Source organism: Psychromonas sp. psych-6C06 (assembly GCF_002835465.1).
In the GTDB taxonomy this organism is placed as follows: domain Bacteria; phylum Pseudomonadota; class Gammaproteobacteria; order Enterobacterales; family Psychromonadaceae; genus Psychromonas.
In genome coordinates this window covers 227,324-244,534 of sequence record NZ_PIZM01000006.1, presented here as the reverse complement: position 1 = coordinate 244,534, position 17,211 = coordinate 227,324, and the positions used below count along the sequence as shown (strand labels likewise).

General features: G+C 40.1%; 13 protein-coding genes. 8 read left to right on the top strand and 5 right to left on the bottom strand.

Annotation, left to right across the window (positions count from 1 at the left end; genetic code table 11):
* Window positions 1-43: 43 nt before the first annotated feature.
* Window positions 44-823: a phytanoyl-CoA dioxygenase family protein gene (locus CW745_RS09660; protein ID WP_101108442.1), complete on the top strand. Its 780-nt coding sequence runs from the start codon at window positions 44-46 to the stop codon at window positions 821-823.
* Window positions 824-883: 60 nt separating this feature from the next.
* Here the strand turns inward: CW745_RS09660 and CW745_RS09655 are convergent, their stop codons facing one another.
* The 4 genes from CW745_RS09655 to CW745_RS09635 form a co-directional block, all read right to left on the bottom strand.
* A complete protein-coding gene (locus CW745_RS09655) occupies window positions 884-2,926 on the bottom strand; it encodes a VIT and VWA domain-containing protein (RefSeq protein ID WP_101108441.1) in 2,043 nt (680 codons plus the stop codon).
* Between the two features lie 347 nt (window positions 2,927-3,273).
* Complete coding sequence (locus tag CW745_RS09650; protein ID WP_101108440.1) at window positions 3,274-3,768, bottom strand: ATP-binding protein; 495 nt, start codon at window positions 3,766-3,768, stop codon at window positions 3,274-3,276.
* Between the two features lie 740 nt (window positions 3,769-4,508).
* Window positions 4,509-4,994, bottom strand: coding sequence for a hypothetical protein (locus tag CW745_RS09640; protein ID WP_101108438.1), 486 nt, complete (start codon window positions 4,992-4,994; stop codon window positions 4,509-4,511).
* 222 nt (window positions 4,995-5,216) lie between these two features.
* Window positions 5,217-5,954, bottom strand: a complete 738-nt coding sequence (locus CW745_RS09635; RefSeq protein ID WP_101108437.1) for a helix-turn-helix transcriptional regulator — start codon at window positions 5,952-5,954, stop codon at window positions 5,217-5,219.
* Window positions 5,955-6,087: 133 nt separating this feature from the next.
* Between CW745_RS09635 and CW745_RS09630 the strand changes: the two genes are divergently transcribed.
* Together CW745_RS09630 and CW745_RS09625 are read left to right on the top strand one after the other, a co-directional pair.
* Complete coding sequence (locus CW745_RS09630) at window positions 6,088-9,546, top strand: acyl-[ACP]--phospholipid O-acyltransferase (protein WP_101108436.1); 3,459 nt, start codon at window positions 6,088-6,090, stop codon at window positions 9,544-9,546.
* 1 nt (window position 9,547) lies between these two features.
* Window positions 9,548-10,213: an alpha/beta hydrolase gene (locus CW745_RS09625; RefSeq protein WP_193755579.1), complete on the top strand. Its 666-nt coding sequence runs from the start codon at window positions 9,548-9,550 to the stop codon at window positions 10,211-10,213.
* A gap of 58 nt (window positions 10,214-10,271) precedes the next feature.
* Here the strand turns inward: CW745_RS09625 and CW745_RS16675 are convergent, their stop codons facing one another.
* Window positions 10,272-10,445 carry a hypothetical protein gene (locus tag CW745_RS16675; protein ID WP_193755578.1) on the bottom strand — a complete coding sequence of 58 codons (174 nt, stop codon included), beginning with the start codon at window positions 10,443-10,445 and terminating at the stop codon, window positions 10,272-10,274.
* Between the two features lie 404 nt (window positions 10,446-10,849).
* Here CW745_RS16675 and CW745_RS09620 point away from each other — a divergent pair, with 404 nt between their 5' ends.
* The 5 genes from CW745_RS09620 (at window position 10,850) to CW745_RS09600 (ending at window position 17,154) form a co-directional block, all read left to right on the top strand.
* Window positions 10,850-11,062: a DUF1656 domain-containing protein gene (locus CW745_RS09620; protein ID WP_101108435.1), complete on the top strand. Its 213-nt coding sequence runs from the start codon at window positions 10,850-10,852 to the stop codon at window positions 11,060-11,062.
* 11 nt (window positions 11,063-11,073) lie between these two features.
* Window positions 11,074-11,937 carry an HlyD family secretion protein gene (locus CW745_RS09615; RefSeq protein WP_101108434.1) on the top strand — a complete coding sequence of 288 codons (864 nt, stop codon included), beginning with the start codon at window positions 11,074-11,076 and terminating at the stop codon, window positions 11,935-11,937.
* A gap of 11 nt (window positions 11,938-11,948) precedes the next feature.
* On the top strand, window positions 11,949-13,325 hold the full coding sequence (locus CW745_RS09610) for an FUSC family protein (RefSeq protein ID WP_101108433.1): 1,377 nt from the start codon (window positions 11,949-11,951) through the stop codon (window positions 13,323-13,325).
* 510 nt (window positions 13,326-13,835) lie between these two features.
* A complete protein-coding gene (locus tag CW745_RS09605) occupies window positions 13,836-15,209 on the top strand; it encodes a glutamate decarboxylase (RefSeq protein ID WP_101108432.1) in 1,374 nt (457 codons plus the stop codon).
* 76 nt (window positions 15,210-15,285) lie between these two features.
* On the top strand, window positions 15,286-17,154 hold the full coding sequence (locus tag CW745_RS09600) for a transporter (RefSeq protein WP_101108431.1): 1,869 nt from the start codon (window positions 15,286-15,288) through the stop codon (window positions 17,152-17,154).
* Window positions 17,155-17,211: the final 57 nt, after the last annotated feature.

Sequence of the window (17,211 nt, the reverse complement as noted above, 5' to 3'; positions counted from 1 at the left end):
CAAGGTAATAGGCGCGACGATTAATATAAGGCACAACGAGTTAATGAGTAATCTCCATCACCTACAACAGCAATATGAAGAGCAGGGCTATTTTGTACTGCGCAACTATTTTACAACGGACGAGATGGCATCACTCAGAGCGGTGATTTTAAGTTTTCATGAATTGTGGAAGCAAGATAACGCCCAGTTTTACCAGGAGGAAGCCTTTAACTCTTCACTGATCACCGGCACACAATATTTGAGTGAAACACAACGCTTAACACTGTTTAACTTTATCAGCGCAGAAAAAATGATGCAGGTGATTGATTCAGTGATCGTTAACAAGCCTGCATTCATGAATACGCAACTGTTTTTTAATCCGGTTAACCCGCAACAACAGGATTTTTGGCATCGAGATTGCCAATACGATTATGAGATTGCTGATCAAAGGAAAGTGATTGAAGAGACACAGGTTGTGCACCTGCGCGTGCCTTTATTTGTTGAATTAGGCATGGAACTTATTCCCGGTACACATCTTCGCTGGGATAACGATGAAGAACTGAACGTCCGCCATGAACTCAACGGAAGAGACAGCAATGAAGCGCTTCCTAATAGTGAAAAAATTCCTTTAGAGGCAGGGGATGTATTGGTTTTTTCCGCTGATATGATCCACCGTGGTTTATATGGTTTAGACAGATTGGCGCTGGACATTTTAGTCTTTGATTGTGTTTCAGATTATGCTGATTATGTCGACGCTGATTGCCTACCAACGACAGCGATGCTCAATAAAATTGCTAACCCGAGGTTATTTCTGAATAGTATTGATTTAATTTCGAGTCGATAACTTTCAAACAATAAAAATTTGTACAAGATATTAATACCTTGTACAAATAATCCTTTAAGCTTACTTACCTTTCCTAAGTAGCAATTTTATTCCACCAGCAAATACCAATAGTAATAACCACAGCAGGTTCATTGTTCCTCCTCCCAGATTAGGGCTAGGACTATTAAACATTGGTTTTTCTTTATCGACGCGGTTACTTTGTACCGCTTGTTTCTGTTTCTGTTGTTGCGCGACACGCTCTTTCTCAACACGTTTTTTGTTGCTACGCTCAATCGCGAACTGCTCAAAAACAGCATCTTCGACGACGATGAGAGAAGTATATTCAGTCACTAAACCATATTGTAGGGCAATATCGCGAATCGCCTGCTCACTATCGGCATTACCTTCACCGAGATAATTTTTCTCTGCTTGTAATTGCTTAATTTTACTAAATGCCCATAAACGCTCTAATTCAGGATGTGCAGTGGATGCTTTATCAAACTTTATTGTTGTTTGGTAGCTGACATTTTTTCCATTCACTTTTGCAGTTAATTCAATATTGGCAGAACCTTCTCCATAGTAGTGGCCAAAAAATGTAAGTTGCTGACCACGGTATAACGTATTGAGATGGTTATGACTAAGATCAGTCGCCTTAACTCCATCAATATTAAATTGAATATCACGCATCGCTTGATGAGTCATTTTGCTTGTGGCTAACATTACTTGTCCCATCAAATCATCAGCATTAGAGATACTTGCATAAAAACCATTTGAAACGTTACTCATTCCCTCTAACAAAGCTCGGTTAGCACTGTTGCCCATGATAAATGAATATAAGCGCACATCTTTTTTATCTAATAAATTTAAGAATTTTTTTCGCTCTACAACACCGACATTAGCGACGCCATCACTGACTAAAATCAGTGCACTAGCACGATCACTATCTAATGAAGAAAGCGCTGTTTTTATGCCTGCATAAAGATTTGTTCCACCATTTACACCATCGCTAAGTAGCTTATTCAAACTTTGTTGTACATTTTCTTTACTGACAGTTTGGTAACCTGAAGTGATATCGTCGGCCTGATTATTAAAGGTAATAATTCGATAGCGATCTTCGCTTGGTAGCTTATCAAGCGCTTGGCGCACTCCCTCTAACAATGATTCATATTTACCCGCCATAGAACCTGACTTATCTAGCACAAAGATCCAATCTCTCTGCCCTTGATTCAAAGCTAAATCATCTCCAGGCGTTAAAGTAAGCTTAAAAGTACCCTGTTTTTTTCCCGGCTCTCGGTAGGTAATTAAATCAACACGTCCGGGTAGATCGCGCTGGTGGCGCCAATATACAAGAATATCTGTATCAAGTTTTAGCGCATTGTTAATATCATTCGTTGTTGCTTTTTCTTCGTTGTTTTGCTCATCAGCTAGCGCTTGTTCGCTATTGGTTAAACGAACTTGCCATTGATGTGTATCTTGCTCTGTAATAACCGCGTTTGCATGTGCAGGCAAACGTATACCATCAAGTGGATAGCTAGAACGAATATCCATTGTAAAAGAGAATCGTTGTTTAACACTCTCATTACGTGTCCAAAAATCCTGTGCAGCTTGATCAACACCGCCCTCTTCTAGCGGGTAAACATATCGCCCTAACCCGGTATCAATGGTCGCTTGTTGTAAATAGACCAGGCGAATTTTCACTTCATCTTGCGCGGGAACCGGGTAGACTTTAATGGCGAATGCTTGCTGTTTATTTTGCTCCACTAACGCAACCTCTTGCCCTGCCTGCTTTTGTTGCTGATAGATCTGCTTAGCCTGCTCTTTCTCAACTATTTCAGCGATCACTTCTTGACCGTTTATCCAATAGCTAAACTCCCCCACTGCTGCCCCTTCAGGTACAGGAAAAGTATATAACGCCTCTAATGACGTGTTATTAGGGTTATAAAATGTTTGCTCAACGGCAGTGCGTACATAGCCATCTTGGACAATAACATGCACATCATGGGTATTAATTTGCAGATCTTGATAGTTTGCATTTTTAGCTTTTAATAAGCCCGCAGCAAAACTACTTTGGCTGACAAAGAGGATGAGCAGTGTGGCGATGAGCTTGTAATTAAAATACTTCATGGTGAACTCCTTTTAAGTTAAGACAGGAGAACTTATAGGGGGGTATTAAAAAATAATAAAGTGGAAGTCATAAAGTGGCAAAATACGCTACCTTGTGGCGAGATATTTGCGCTCTATCTGTTATTAACGGATCTAGCTTATCGATCTTGTTCGATTAAATATTGATTTAATCGCAATACCTTTAAAGGAACATTAGCGAGACAACATTGAGGCGTTTTTATTTATGCCGATAAGGCCAAAACTAAGCTTAAGCAGGCAATAAAATGGATAAAAATCATCTTACAAATAATAATACTTGTAAGATGATGACCTAAATACAAGTACAAAATAGTATTGCTTAGCCTATTTTATGTACTCACTTTACAACCATATTTAAGCTCTTGCTCATCTGGGATCTCAAACCTAGGCTCCATAAATTCAAACATTTCGTTTGTAACTTCAAAAGCAAAGACACTAGGATCTTGCTCAGCATTGCGCTTTTTAACACGTTGCCAACGTATTTCTGTTGGTGCGTGCAAATAATGTACTTCCGCATTTACCCCTAATACCTTGGCTAAGTCAACAAAATGCTGGCGCTGTGCTTTTGTGGTGAAGCCAAGGTCGAGCACTACCGCACCACCAAGGGAAAGAATTTGCTCACTGACCTCCCAAATTTGAGCGTAACAGCGATTAACACGCTCTATCATCCAATCATAATCCAAGGTAACAATATCTTTAGAGAATAAGTTTTGCATCCAAGGATCAATTGAGAATCGTATTGCGTCACTTTCTTTACAAAGCGCAAGCGAATAAGTGGTTTTTCCTACTCCAGTCGGTCCACAAACCATCATTAATCTGGCCATCGTATTTTATCCTTTTACAGTATTATGCTTAAAAGTAATCTACACATTTGATTGTTTGCGATTTACGATGGCATTCAATAATAGATGCAGCAGTAAACCCGCTGGCCCATAAAAAAAGGTCAGCGGCAAACAGGGGATCAATCGCCACTTCGCTTTGTTTGTGCGGTTGATATCATCAATCATCCAACGCCCGACCAGTAAGTCTAAAGCCAAGAAATGTATCCAACCTGTAGCTAAATTACCTTCGGATTCAAATAAAATAGCGACGCTTTCGAGACTAGAAAAACCACCGTCTGGCGAACTTCCCCAAAATATAATCAGTAAAACAACATACAATATAGAAAGTGCTATCGGGACTATTCGACCACCTATCAGTAATAACCAGTCAATCGACTTCTTGTTTATATTTATCGAGCCTATCGCTAGGGTCTGTTGATCTTTCGAGTTTATTTTTGCAACAATTTGTTGGCTATTTATACAAGGCTGAGCCTATGCCGTGTGGTTATTCCACATCAATAGGCGAAAACGCAGTAAAAATGGTCAACAAATGTTGCCCTTCGGGTTCAACACAACACGCTTTGCCCTGTGTTAGACGAAATTCGCTTAGAATGACTAAGCCACATCCCGTCTGCCTTGCTCAAAACGCGTTGTGTTGAACAAAATTTAAACGGCAAAGATCAACAGACCCTAAGCATAACCACCCTTACAGGGCCAAACTACTGCCAATTTCAAAAGCAAGGTTAGCGTTCATCGGCATATACCTCACTGCTGTTATCAGCAATGACAACCGCTTGCTGGCCATAATTTAAAACCCTACCCCCCTGTAATTTGGCATATTCTTGGGCTTCTTGATGCGAAGAAAACCACAAATTTAACGTCGCGATATCATTCCCATTATGCGCAAAATCAAATGAAGTTTGCTGTGCTTTTGTTAACAATGCGGGTTTGTATTTTTCCCAACTTGGGTACCCGGCTTCAAGCGCTAAGACCCTTAAAAAATGTTTTCGTTGTAGTGTATTACGTTGATTAAATAGCGTTGAAAGTGATTGATTATGACCAGCGCCAGCCGCTTTTAATCGCCGTAAAATGGGCAATGCTTGAGATATAGTTCCTGCTTTGGCTACACGATGTAATATTCGCGCTTCTCGCAGTAGGGCTTCAATTTGATCATTGGTTTTTCGTTGTTTCTTGGGTGTTGACCCATGAGGTATTTTTCGACTATGCATACAAACTCCATCGAACTGTTGGCCTATCTCGTGGGGGGCCTATTCATAGAGTAAGTAAGTTTTCTTACATAACAGGTGGATTAACTTTCACGAGGTGGGCGTCCTGCAAGCCCAGAAGCTAGGATAACAACCTAATACAGGAATTGTAAATAACTTTTTTTGACAACAACGCTTCTTCGCTTTAATCGGTTTACATCAATATGCTTAACCCTTCCTTTGAATCTATCTGCTTTTGCGAATTTCATTAAACAAGCTAGAGTTCCATTGTCGTAAAGCCAGTACCATGGTGGTGCCATGTTTTTCTGATAGTGGTAAAGGACTATCCTCTTGGCGACTTTCGACAAACTCATTGCAGAGTTTTTGCATCAACTTTTGCACTTCGCCATTACTGGTTAACGATAACAAACCATTCACAACAATTAACTTTTCAGTCGCTTTATTAAAGCGACTGTTAAAAAACTCGTTCTGAACCCGATTTAAGAAAAACCGTTGGATAGGTCCATCTGCCAACCAGGCAAAATGACGTGTAATCTTTAATTTAAAACGATTACCGGGTAATAACTCAATGAGCTTTAATTTGTCGAGTTTAGCCAATTTTTGAATACATTCATGCTCTGATAACTCGTATTCCTGTAATAGATCTTGATAGGTAAAGCCATTAATAACACAAACAGTCACTAGCAATAACAAAAGGTCATCTGCAATTACCTGTTCTTGCTCTAAGGTTAAGCTGGCGATTTTATTACTTTCAGTATTCATCGATAAAATAAGATCAGTAAAAGGTAGATCGATGTAATTACAAATTGACTCTAAACGCGACAGACTTAAATTATTTTCGCTGAACATACGCTTCACAGAGGCTTGGCTCAGACCTAGATGCAATGCAACATCATGATAGGTTTTTCCGTGTGCCTTTAATTGCGCTTTTAAAGCGATAATCAAGCTTTTCGTTTGTGACATAGTAAACCTTGGTAAGTAGCAATAAATAATACCTTTTAGCAAGTATAGGTATACTTAGTAAGTGTCACTTGATGGATGTTTGAAGCAGGTCATAATCAGTGCCTATCAAACAGTGATAAAGGGAATTTTTAAGATGAAAAAATTAATAAACATTAAAGGTGCTTGGCCTTACCTATTTGCGCTTTTTTTAAATTCATTTGTCGATCTAGGCCATAAGATCATTATTCAAAATACCATCTTTAAAAGCTACGATGGAGAGCTACAAATTCTGTTAACGACTTTAGTTAACGGATTAATATTATTACCTTTTATCTTGCTATTAACCCCTGCGGGCTTTATTTCTGATAAACACCCCAAAAATAAAGTAATGCGTATTAGCGCCTGTTTTGCAGTATTGCTCACCCTGGCAATCACCGCTTGTTACTACTTAGGATTATTCTGGCCAGCTTTTGCTATGACGTTTTTACTCGCAGTGCAATCAACCTTTTATTCACCTGCGAAATACGGTTACATCAAGCCGTTATTTGGTAAAGAGAAGCTTGCACAGGCGAACGGAGTAGTACAAGCCGCATCGATTATTGCCATTTTAACTGGCACCGTTGTCTACTCACTATTTTTCGAAACACTTTACCAAGCTGAATCAACTTCGCCGGCGATGATTTTACAAACCATGGCCCCACTAGCATGGTTATTGGTGATTAATTCAATTATCGAGTTAATCATGGCCTATCGCTTGCCGACACTCGAAGAACACCAAGAAAAACAATTTGATTGGGCAAGATACCGTTCAGGCAGTTATATGAAAGAGAGTCTAAAACCACTCTTAACGCATAAAGTAATTCGCTTATCAATTATTGGTTTAACTATGTTCTGGTCGATTGGGCAGATGTTATTAGCGAGCTTTCCTGCTTATGCTAAAGAAAGCTTAGCGGAAACAAATACGCTTGTGATTCAAGCAACGATGGCGGCAACAGGTATCGGTATTGCTGTCGGCTCATGGGTTGCAGGACGCTTTTCACGAAATCATATTGAGATAGGTTTAATTCCATTTGGCGCGGTGGGTGTTGCAGTTTCACTTTGGTGCTTACCCTTAATGCAGTCTTCAATGACACAAGCACTATGTTTTTTAAGTGTAGGGTTAATGGGTGGCTTATTTATTGTGCCATTAAACGCGCTAATTCAGTTTCATGCTGGTCGAGATGAAATGGGCAAGGTGTTAGCCGTTAATAACTGGGTACAAAGTGTCGGAATGGCGACCTTCTTGGCCATCACCGCTTGTTTTGCTTACTTTGGTTTTAACAGTGAATTCCTGCTCACCTTTACTGCTGTTGTGGCGATGCTTGGCGGTTTATATACCATTTATAAATTACCACAAAGCTTAGTGCGTTTAGTCTTAAATTGGTCAATCTCACGTCACTACAAAGTGTCAGTACAAGGTATGAAAAATATCCCCGAACAGGGAGGGGTATTATTACTGGGAAACCATGTTAGTTGGGTGGATTGGGCTATTTTACAAATTGCATGCCCACGCCCAGTGCGTTTTGTGATGGACAGAAAAATCTATTCTCGTTGGTATATCAGTTGGTTCTTCAAGGCCCTAGGTTGTATCCCAATTGATGCTTCGGCTTCGAGTAAACGCTCATTAACCACTATTGCACAAATATTAGATAACGGTGATGTGGTTGCGCTCTTCCCTGAAGGACATATTAGTCGCAATGGTCATTTATCAGAGTTTAAACGTGGTTTTGAGTTAGCCTGCAAAAAAGCACAACAACCTTTAAAAATCGTGCCATTTTACATTCGAGGTTTGTGGGGCAGTAAATTTAGTCGCTCATCAGATAAGCTTAAAGAGGTGCGCACACAAGGTATGTTTCGTGATTTAGTTGTTGCCTTTGCACCTGCCATGGAAAAACAGAGCAACGCACAGCAGGTTAAATCACAAGTATTTAATCTCTCTGTTTCTTCTTGGCAAGAGCATGTCGCAGAGCTACCGAATATTAGTAACGCATGGATAGACACCGTAAAACGTGTAAAAACAAAAACGGTATTATCTGACAATACTGGTATGAGCTTAACCGCACAGCAAACCTTAGTAGGTGCAATTAGCTTAAGCAAACACATTAAAAAGAACGTAAAGCAAGATAACATCGGATTATTATTGCCGACTAGTGCAGGTGGTGTGATCGCTAATATGGCAAGCCTCTTAGCAGGTAAAACCTTAGTAAACTTAAATTACACGGCAAGTCAAAGCGCCTTAGTTGGGGCAATAGATCAGGCACAATTAAGCCATGTTTATACCTCAAAGCGCTTTCTTAAAAAACTACAGCAACGTGGTATCGACTTAAGCTCCGCTTTACAGACACAGCAGGTTATTTACGTCGAAGACCTATTCGCAATGGTGAGTCAAAAACAGAAAATAGGTCGTTTATTAGCAATTAAAGTACTGCCTGCTTTTGCGCTTAAATGGCTATATGCCACTAAAACAAAAGCCAGCCAGCCTGCGGCTATTCTTTTTTCAAGTGGTAGCGAAGGTACACCTAAAGGGGTTATGCTCAGCCAACAAAATATAATGGCCAATTTAAAACAAGTTTCCGACGTCCTCAACACACAAGAAACAGACGTAGTGTTAGGCTCATTACCATTATTTCATGCTTTTGGTTTAACCGTGACACAATTAATGCCTTTGGTCGAAGGATTACCCTTAGTATGTTGTGCGGATCCAACCGATGCAGTGGCAGTGGCAAAAACAGTTGCTAAACACGAAGCCACCATCATGTGTGGCACCTCAACCTTCCTGCGTTTGTATGCCAAAAATAGAAAAGTGGATCCATTGATGTTTGCCTCTCTACGAATCGTAGTTGCAGGGGCAGAAAAATTAAACGAACAAGTAAAAACCGACTTTGAAAGTAAGTTTAACAAAAAGATTTTAGAGGGGTATGGCACCACAGAGACAACCCCCGTTGCCAGTGTCAATATGCCAGATCAGTTACATCAAAATGATTGGCAAGTACAAGTTGGTGGCAAGGCAGGCACTGTCGGTATGCCTCTGCCCGGTACCAGCTTTAAAATAGTTGATCCCGAAACCTTTCAACCGTTAGCAATCGGTGAAGCGGGGTTAGTATTAATTGGCGGTGCACAGGTGATGTTAGGTTATTTAGGTGCCCCCGAAAAAACACAACAGGTCATTAAAGAGATAGATAATCAGCGTTGGTACGTTTCTGGGGATAAAGGTAAGTTAGATGAAGATGGCTTCTTAACTATTTTAGATCGCTACTCCCGCTTTGCAAAAATAGGTGGAGAAATGATCAGTTTAGGTGCCGTAGAGCAAGCGGTTTTAAACGCCGTACAGCAAGATATTGACGTCGTCGCCATTGCCTGTAAAGACCCACAAAAAGGCGAAAACATTGTGCTATTACACCAAGGTGAAATAGATAAAAAACAGATAAAACAAACGATGTTAGCAGACGGCTGTAACCCATTAATGCTTCCAAAGTCTTATTTTATGGTTGAAGAAGTCCCCAAACTAGGTTCAGGTAAAACAGACTTTAGCCAAGCCAAAAAATTGGCGACCTCATTAATTGAGGGGAGTTAGTATGGAGAAAACAACACAATGCGTGGTGCTCTTACATGGACTCGCCAAAAGCAAATACGATATGAAGAAGCTACAGTGGGTATTAGATAAACAGGGTTATCAAGTAATAAATTACAGTTACCCCTCGCTAAAATACCCTATTGAACAACTAGCAGAGATGGTAATAACCGATGCATTAACACAATGTCGACACACAACTAAAATACACTTTGTCACCCATTCAATGGGTGGCATTCTGGTGCGTTTATACTTACAAGATAATACTATTGAGCAACTAGGATCAGTGGTCATGCTAGGCCCTCCAAATCAAGGCTCGCCACTCATAGATTACGCGCGTCAAATACTGGGTAATAACCTTTTTAAACACCAAGCAGGCATGCAACTAGGATGCACTCAAAGAGGGATTAGCCAACAGTTAGGCCGTGCAAATTTCGAGCTTGGCATCATTGCAGGAAAGCGCACCGTAAATCCAATTTTGTCGTTAATAATAGGTGGTCAAAACGATGGAAAAGTATCAGTAGAAAGTACTAAACTAGCAGGTATGAAAGCGCATATTACGCTCCCCGTTACTCATGCTTTTATGATGTTTAATAACAAAGTGATTCAGCAGATAGTGCACTTTTTACGAAAGGGCGAATTTCTGGAGGCAGATAGCCTTTGCCGTTAATGCGCTAAAAGTATGATTACCAAACTCAAACAGAACCTTAAGAGCAAGCCTTTTCGCCTCAAATAATTGCCTTTATCAACGAAGCGAACAACATGATAAACACTAAAATAGGTAGAATTTTACTGTATTTGGCTTGTTTCTGCTCATCAACAGGCTTAGCAAAGCGTTCTACGACAATAACCATCAAGGCAATGGCGGCAAATAACACCGCTAAAATAATGAATACATTCATATAGTCGTGTCCTAAAAAAGAGATAAACAGTGATAATGGAGTAAGCGATAAGAAAGCTCAACACAAATTTTACTGGTGGGTTTTAGTTTCTTCACTCCGTCATCATCGTTTTCTTAAATACTGAATAGATAAAATATTTGTTTCATTTTAATGGCTCAGTATCATAGAAAATTTCATCGAAAATGAATCGCTTTGTAGGGGTTCCCCTGCTGATCAAGTCAGCACTCCTTCCATCACGATTTTTATCGCCCTAGATGCCACTTTTATTAATTCGAACAGCCTTTCATTACGCGCTATCTTTGAATCCTGACTTTATCTGACGGATGCGATCCTACATATGGGATTACATTGTTTTTTACTGTTTAGATAGGATCACCTTCATTAAATAACAGTCGGAAAAAATTATGCCCGCTATACCACATGAACTTGCTTGGGGAGAGGTCTACTTCCCGCCTTTATTACTAGTCGTCGCCCTTGCTTATAGCTTAACAACAGTCATAACTACTGCCATTGTAAAAGCGGGCTGGCATCGCTATGTCGCTCAACCTGCTATTGCTGAAATATGTCTCACGATCATATTCACCGGTGTTCTCAGTCGCTTTATTAATATTTTTTAAGGTAACAAATTATGTTTAAACGTTATTTCATAACCTTATTGCTGGTACTTGCTGCTGGCACTACTATTGCCAATTTTTATTCTGTTTATACACATAACCCATGGACTCGAGATGGCCGTGTTAACGCGCATATTGTTTTTATTGCACCTCGTGTTACTGGGCAGGTGACTGATATTCATATTGTAGATAACAGCAAGGTAAGCAAAGGAGATCTATTGTTCGAAATTGACGATAGCCTTTATCAAGTCGCCTATCACAAAGCTCTCGCATCTCAAGCACAAGCAAAAACAGCATTGGACAGAGCACTTAATGAAGAAAAGCGTACCTTGAGATTAGAAAAATTAAAAAGAGGCTCTGTACCTGTTTTGACACTAGATAACCTTAGTAATGCCGTTGAGGCGACTAAAGCAAACTTAAGTCTTGCAACGGCGATGGTTGAAGAAGCGAAACTTAATTTAGAGCACACTAAGGTATTTGCGACTACAGATGGTTTTATTAGTAATTTAAATTTGCCGATTGGTTCGCAAGTAGTTGCTAATTCACCAGTTGTCGCACTGATTGATTCAAACAGCTTTTGGGTGGAAGGATATTTTAAAGAAACCGACCTTGAAAATGTAGACCCTCAAGATACTGCTTATGTATCGTTATTAGCAGACACAGACCAAACACTAAAAGCAGAGGTCACCAGTATTGGTTATGGCATCGCCAATCAAGATGGTACGACGGGCAACAACCTACTACAAAACGTCAACCCCAATTTTCAATGGATTCGTTTAGCGCAGCGCATTCCAGTGAAAGTAATGCTCAAAGATCTACCTAATAACATTCAACTTCGAGTAGGCATGACCGCATCGATTAAAATCATTAAAGATTAACGGGAGAAGTGATGTTGAGCAGATCATCAAAAGAAGCCATTAAAATTGCATTAGCTATCGTGCTCGCGCTGTGTATCGCAATCTGGTTTCAGTGGGAAAAACCATATTGGGCAGGTATTGCTGTTGCTGTCATGGCCGTTAATGAGACATTCGCACATTCACTACAAAAAGGAAGAAAGCGTTTTATTGGGGCATTAATAGGATTCATTTACGCGGTGTTTTTAATCTCTTTATTCGCACAGGACCGTTTTCTGTTTATTTCTTTTTATACAATATTGCTTGCGCTAAGCCTGTTTATGGCCAGTGATGAAAAATATGGTTACCTCTTTATTCAAAGCTACACTGTATGTACCATTCTATGTTGTATGGGAGGCTTCGATGGTGCCTATACCTTTCACGTTATCGTATTACGGCTTCAAGAAACTGTGCTAGGAATAGTCGTCTTTTCATGTGTCTATAAACTGCTTTGGCCAATTAGCACAGAAAGTATTTTTGTTCGCCAATATGAAGCGTTACACCTAACTATCAAGCAGGCATTAAGTGACTTTAATAACGGTAAATTAACAACTGGCGACATTGAAAAAATCCAACAAAACACGAATAAGCTCGAACATTTATTAATGCTTCCCAATAATGGTAGTTATAATTTACAACTTCAGCACCATCAATGGCAGCAACGCCTTAACGAAATTAACGTGATCGCATATTTACTGAGTAAAGAACAAAATAAGACTCAGCAATCAAAGAATTACCTCCCCGAGATTGAGCGCAATGTAAGTAACGATGATAGCGTAATAGCAACTCAAACACTGCTGCCCGCTGACCTATTAGATATCGTCCCGGTCAATGCTAAAGACAAGCCCTTTTCGTATCACCGTACCTTCAAGCAGCACATTAAAGATGACGCCTTAAAAGTTTCCCAAGGTGTATGCACCTTTATTGCATCAGTCTATTTTTGGATATACCTCCCTGTACCAGGAGGTTATGTGTTTCCAATGATGGCGGGGATCTTTGCAACCAACTTGCCGCCACTTCCGATCTCGGTGATAAGAGACATATTTTGGTCGATAATAGGTTTAGGGAGCTTTTATCTCGCTCAATATTTATTGCTCATGCCCTCCTTCACTGAATTATGGCAACTAGCGGCTTTTTACTTTATTAACATTGTGGCCATTTGGAAAGTCTTTGATTCAGCGCGATTGCTTATATTTCGAGTAGTGGGTGTAAATTTATTACTCGTTTTATCATCAGGAGCTTTAAACTTAACACCAAGCTTTAGTTTCAGCATCCCGATAATGATGGTTGTTTATCTGCTTACCATACTGCTGATTGCTAAAACTTTTTCCAGCCTATTTCACCCTAGGGAAAGTTACAGTATTACTAAATAAGTACTTTCTACTAATTATCCTTCACCAAGGAACGGTTTCTCGGCTGTTCACCTTGGTGACATTCACATCGTAAATAATTTTAAAAATAGATACTTTTTAACGATTGCTCAATCAGCCCAATGCTAAACAAAAAATCACGCCCCAGCCTCTCTCATTTCAGTTAATCGTCCTAATTACTAGGCGATCGTTAAATAAACCGAGCCTGTCATTTTTTACCCATAATAAATGTTGTAATTAAGAGCTCCCACCATTGCACTTTAATTTTTTAAAACGCCACAAAAATTCATAAAAAATAATTACTTAACAGTTTTTAGCACTCCTCTAAAAGTCATTAAAACGCCTATTACCGATACACTAAAGAAAAATTTTGATGGGTTTGGTCATTCAATTGAGATTGTTATGCTGTGAAAAAGTTATCTAATATGGCCCTACCTTAATTCAGTCGCCACCAATAAGTGGCATTTAACAAACTAATATTATATTTCATTTAAACAATACAAAGGAAAAATCATGTCAATTGAAAAACACGCAGATTTAAATATGTTCGAACAGTTCAATATTGAATTACCAAAAGAGTTTCCAGAAGAAGGAATGGCCGCTCGCGCAGCGGCTGCAGTGATCAAAAGCGAATGCTGGACAGATGCTAATCCAATGCTAAATCTTTCTTCTTTTGTGACTACATTTATGGAGCCAGAAGCAGCTGAAATTTTCAAAGATGGTTCATTTAGAAACTTTGCTGACCCAGATATGTATCCACATACCAAAGCTACTGAAGAAAAATGTGTGAATTGGTTACACGAATTATGGAATGGCCCAAAAGATGTTGAAGCCTACGGTGCGGCCACCATTGGTTCATCGGAAGCTTGCATGTTGGCAGGTTTAGCACATAAGTGGAACTGGCGCCAAGCACGAGAAAAAGCAGGTAAAGATAGCTCAAAACCAAACATGGTAACTGGTGGCAATGTACAAATAGTATGGAAAAAATTCTTAAAATATTTCGACGTTGAGCCACGCATCGTGCCATTAAAACCAGGACAATATCGTTTAACAGCAGAGCAACTTGATGAGTATGTTGATGAAAATACAATCTGTGTTGTAGGTATTGCAGGACAAACATTTACCGGTGAAGATGATGACTTCCAAGCAATTCATGATTGGTTAGATGCTTACGAAGAAAAAACAGGTATCTCAATTCCAATGCATATCGATGCAGCATCAGGTGGCTTTGTAAATCCGTTCTTGTACCCAGATTATGAATGGGATTTCCGTCTGCCTCGTGTGCAATCTATTAATGCATCAGGACATAAATTCGGCCTAGTGCCTCCAGGGTTAGGTTGGATAATCTTCCGTGAGCGTAAAGTATTCAATGAAGATCTCGTCTTCTACGTTAACTACCTAGGCGGAGAAGCAGCAACTGCGACGCTGAACTTTAGTAAAAGCTCTGCCACCATTATGGCGCAATACTACAACTTCATTCGCCTTGGCCGTAAAGGTTATACAAACATCATGAAGAAAACTGTTGAAAATGCAGAGTTCATCCGTGATCGTTTATTAGCGACCGGTAAATTCAAAATAATGAACGAGACGCAACGTATTCCTGTGGTTGCATTAACGCTTGATGAGTCTGTTACTAAATATAATGAGTTTGATATCTCTAACAAAGTACGTGAACACGGTTGGATTTTATCTGCTTACTCAATGCCTGCTAATGCTCAACAAGTAAATAGCTTACGTATTGTGGTGAGACCACACCTTAATAAAGATGCAGCCGAGATTTTGGTTCGTGATATTGAAATGGCTTGCGAATACTTAGAGGAGCATGGCGGTAATGCAACACCACCAAAACTACATGATCTCCATAAAGTTTCTTCCGGTAAATGCTAATTCATCATTTCATATTGTTATAAAACTAAAGGCAGTCCTTGACTGCCTTTAGTTTCACTCGTTAGGCGACAAACTCATGAACACACAAAAAAAAATTATTGGGGTATTTTCTAATCCTCCGAAACATATTATTAGTCTAGTTTTAGGGCTATTTTTTCTGGCTTCTTTATTCTTTGGCAGTGCCTATGCAGCGACAGTCGCGCCAGACTCACACAGCGGAATTTCTTGGGCACTAAGCTACCTCGCTCAAAACCCTTTTGCCTACTTATTTTTAACCTTAGCGATTGGTTATCCTATTGGGCGAATCTCTGTCGGCGGAATTTCACTAGGCGCAACAGCAGGTACACTGGTAACAGGCATTTTAATCGCATTAGCTTCTAGTGCCTTATACGGTATTACTTACAATATTCCCGGCTTAGTTGAAGACATTTTCTTAATGTTATTTATGTATGCATTAGGGATGAAAGTAGGGCCCCAGTTTTTCTCTGGTTTAGCACGTGGTGGCATGGACTTTATTATAATTGGCCTCATCGTTGTTTTCTCTAATTTCTTAATCGTCTTTTTAGGCGTAAAAATACTAGATCTTGGTCCAGGTTATGCTGCGGGTATTATCTCTGGTAGCTATACCGTGACCGCTGTAATGGGCGTTGCACAATCAGCCGTTTCTACTGGTGCTTTCACGCTACCAGAAGGCGTCACTGCTGATATGGTTGGCGCAAATATGGCGGCAGGTTATGCAATCAGTTATGTCTTGTCTTCAATCTTTATTATTTTGTTAATTAAATATTTACCGAAGATGTTTGGTCGCGATGCGGTCCTTGAAGCGCAAAAAGCAGAAAGTGAATTTAATGTGGGCGAAGACGGTGGCGCTTTGCCAGGTACGGCTGGTGCATCAATCTTAGGCTTTACTGACAAACAAATTCGCGCCTATGTTGTTGAGCACGAAGAACTCGTTGGGCAATCTGTACATCAGTTATTCCGCAAAAATCCACATGCGGCAATCTTGAGAGTGATTCGCGATGATGACGTGATTGATGCACAAGATGATCCTAAATTAAAAATGGGCGATATTGTCGGTGTAATCGGTGATTACAGCTTATTGCTTAAGGGAGATAAAACGCTAGGTCATGAAGTTTCAGACCCTCGCGCACGCATGGTCGATATAGAAGTGGCCGACATTCATGTGGGTAAAAGCGAGTTTGCAGGTAAAACATTAGAGCAAGTCGGCCTTGAGATTGGTTTTGGTGTACACCTTAAATCGATGTTTCGCGCGGGCGTTGCTATCCCCCACCTTGCTAAAACCATCGTTGAAAAAGGGGATGTCCTAAGACTTGCTGGCCCTAAATGGTGTGTAGATAAAGCGGCAGAAGCCTTAAAAGCGGTACCTATTATTGAAAGTACTTATACTGAAGTCTCCTTCATGTCATTGGCCTTATTCGTGGGTTTTGTAATAGGCCATGCCAGCGTTGAAATTAGCGGTATTCCTTTTGCGTTAGGTACCTCTGCAGGCTGCATGTTAATGGGTATTTTAGTGTCTTGGTTACGTACTAGAAACCCAGACTTTGGTGGCCCTACCAGTGAAGGGGCGAGATCGTTTCTTAATGATATTGGCTTGAGTATGTTTGTTGCTGTACTAGCAGCGGGTGTTGGCCCTAAAATCATGTCTTCTTTCCAAGGCACAGTCGTCATTTGGATTGCAGTATTAGGATTACTCGGCGCCTTAGTCCCCCCCTTCCTTGCTTGGATTTACGGCTATTATTTCAGAAAAATGAATCCTGTTATTTTAGCGGGTGCTTGTGCTGGAGGACGAAATAGCACGCCTGCACTGTTCGGTATTCAAGATCAATCTAAAAGCGGTATTGCGGCTGTCGCCTACCCCGTTCCCTATGCTTTGACCTCTGCAGTCGTTTTGATTCTCGGTTATATTGCTATGGTATTTTCTTAATATTTTACGTTTCTTAACAAGGGGCTGTTGATCCTTGCCGTTTAAATTTTGTTCAAC

Excerpts from the sequence above, each read along its gene's own strand:
- CW745_RS09660 (WP_101108442.1), top strand. The coding sequence starts at position 44 with ATGAGTAATCTCCATCACCTACAACAGCAATATGAAGAGCAGGGCTAT.
- CW745_RS16675 (WP_193755578.1), bottom strand. The coding sequence starts at position 10,445 with ATGAATGTATTCATTATTTTAGCGGTGTTATTTGCCGCCATTGCCTTG.
- CW745_RS09605 (WP_101108432.1), top strand. The coding sequence starts at position 13,836 with ATGTCAATTGAAAAACACGCAGATTTAAATATGTTCGAACAGTTCAAT.
- CW745_RS09615 (WP_101108434.1), top strand. The coding sequence starts at position 11,074 with ATGTTTAAACGTTATTTCATAACCTTATTGCTGGTACTTGCTGCTGGC.
- CW745_RS09650 (WP_101108440.1), bottom strand. The coding sequence starts at position 3,768 with ATGGCCAGATTAATGATGGTTTGTGGACCGACTGGAGTAGGAAAAACC.
- CW745_RS09620 (WP_101108435.1), top strand. The coding sequence starts at position 10,850 with ATGCCCGCTATACCACATGAACTTGCTTGGGGAGAGGTCTACTTCCCG.
- CW745_RS09630 (WP_101108436.1), top strand. The coding sequence starts at position 6,088 with ATGAAAAAATTAATAAACATTAAAGGTGCTTGGCCTTACCTATTTGCG.
- CW745_RS09625 (WP_193755579.1), top strand. The coding sequence starts at position 9,548 with ATGGAGAAAACAACACAATGCGTGGTGCTCTTACATGGACTCGCCAAA.
- CW745_RS09640 (WP_101108438.1), bottom strand. The coding sequence starts at position 4,994 with ATGCATAGTCGAAAAATACCTCATGGGTCAACACCCAAGAAACAACGA.
- CW745_RS09600 (WP_101108431.1), top strand. The coding sequence starts at position 15,286 with ATGAACACACAAAAAAAAATTATTGGGGTATTTTCTAATCCTCCGAAA.
- CW745_RS09610 (WP_101108433.1), top strand. The coding sequence starts at position 11,949 with ATGTTGAGCAGATCATCAAAAGAAGCCATTAAAATTGCATTAGCTATC.
- CW745_RS09655 (WP_101108441.1), bottom strand. The coding sequence starts at position 2,926 with ATGAAGTATTTTAATTACAAGCTCATCGCCACACTGCTCATCCTCTTT.
- CW745_RS09635 (WP_101108437.1), bottom strand. The coding sequence starts at position 5,954 with ATGTCACAAACGAAAAGCTTGATTATCGCTTTAAAAGCGCAATTAAAG.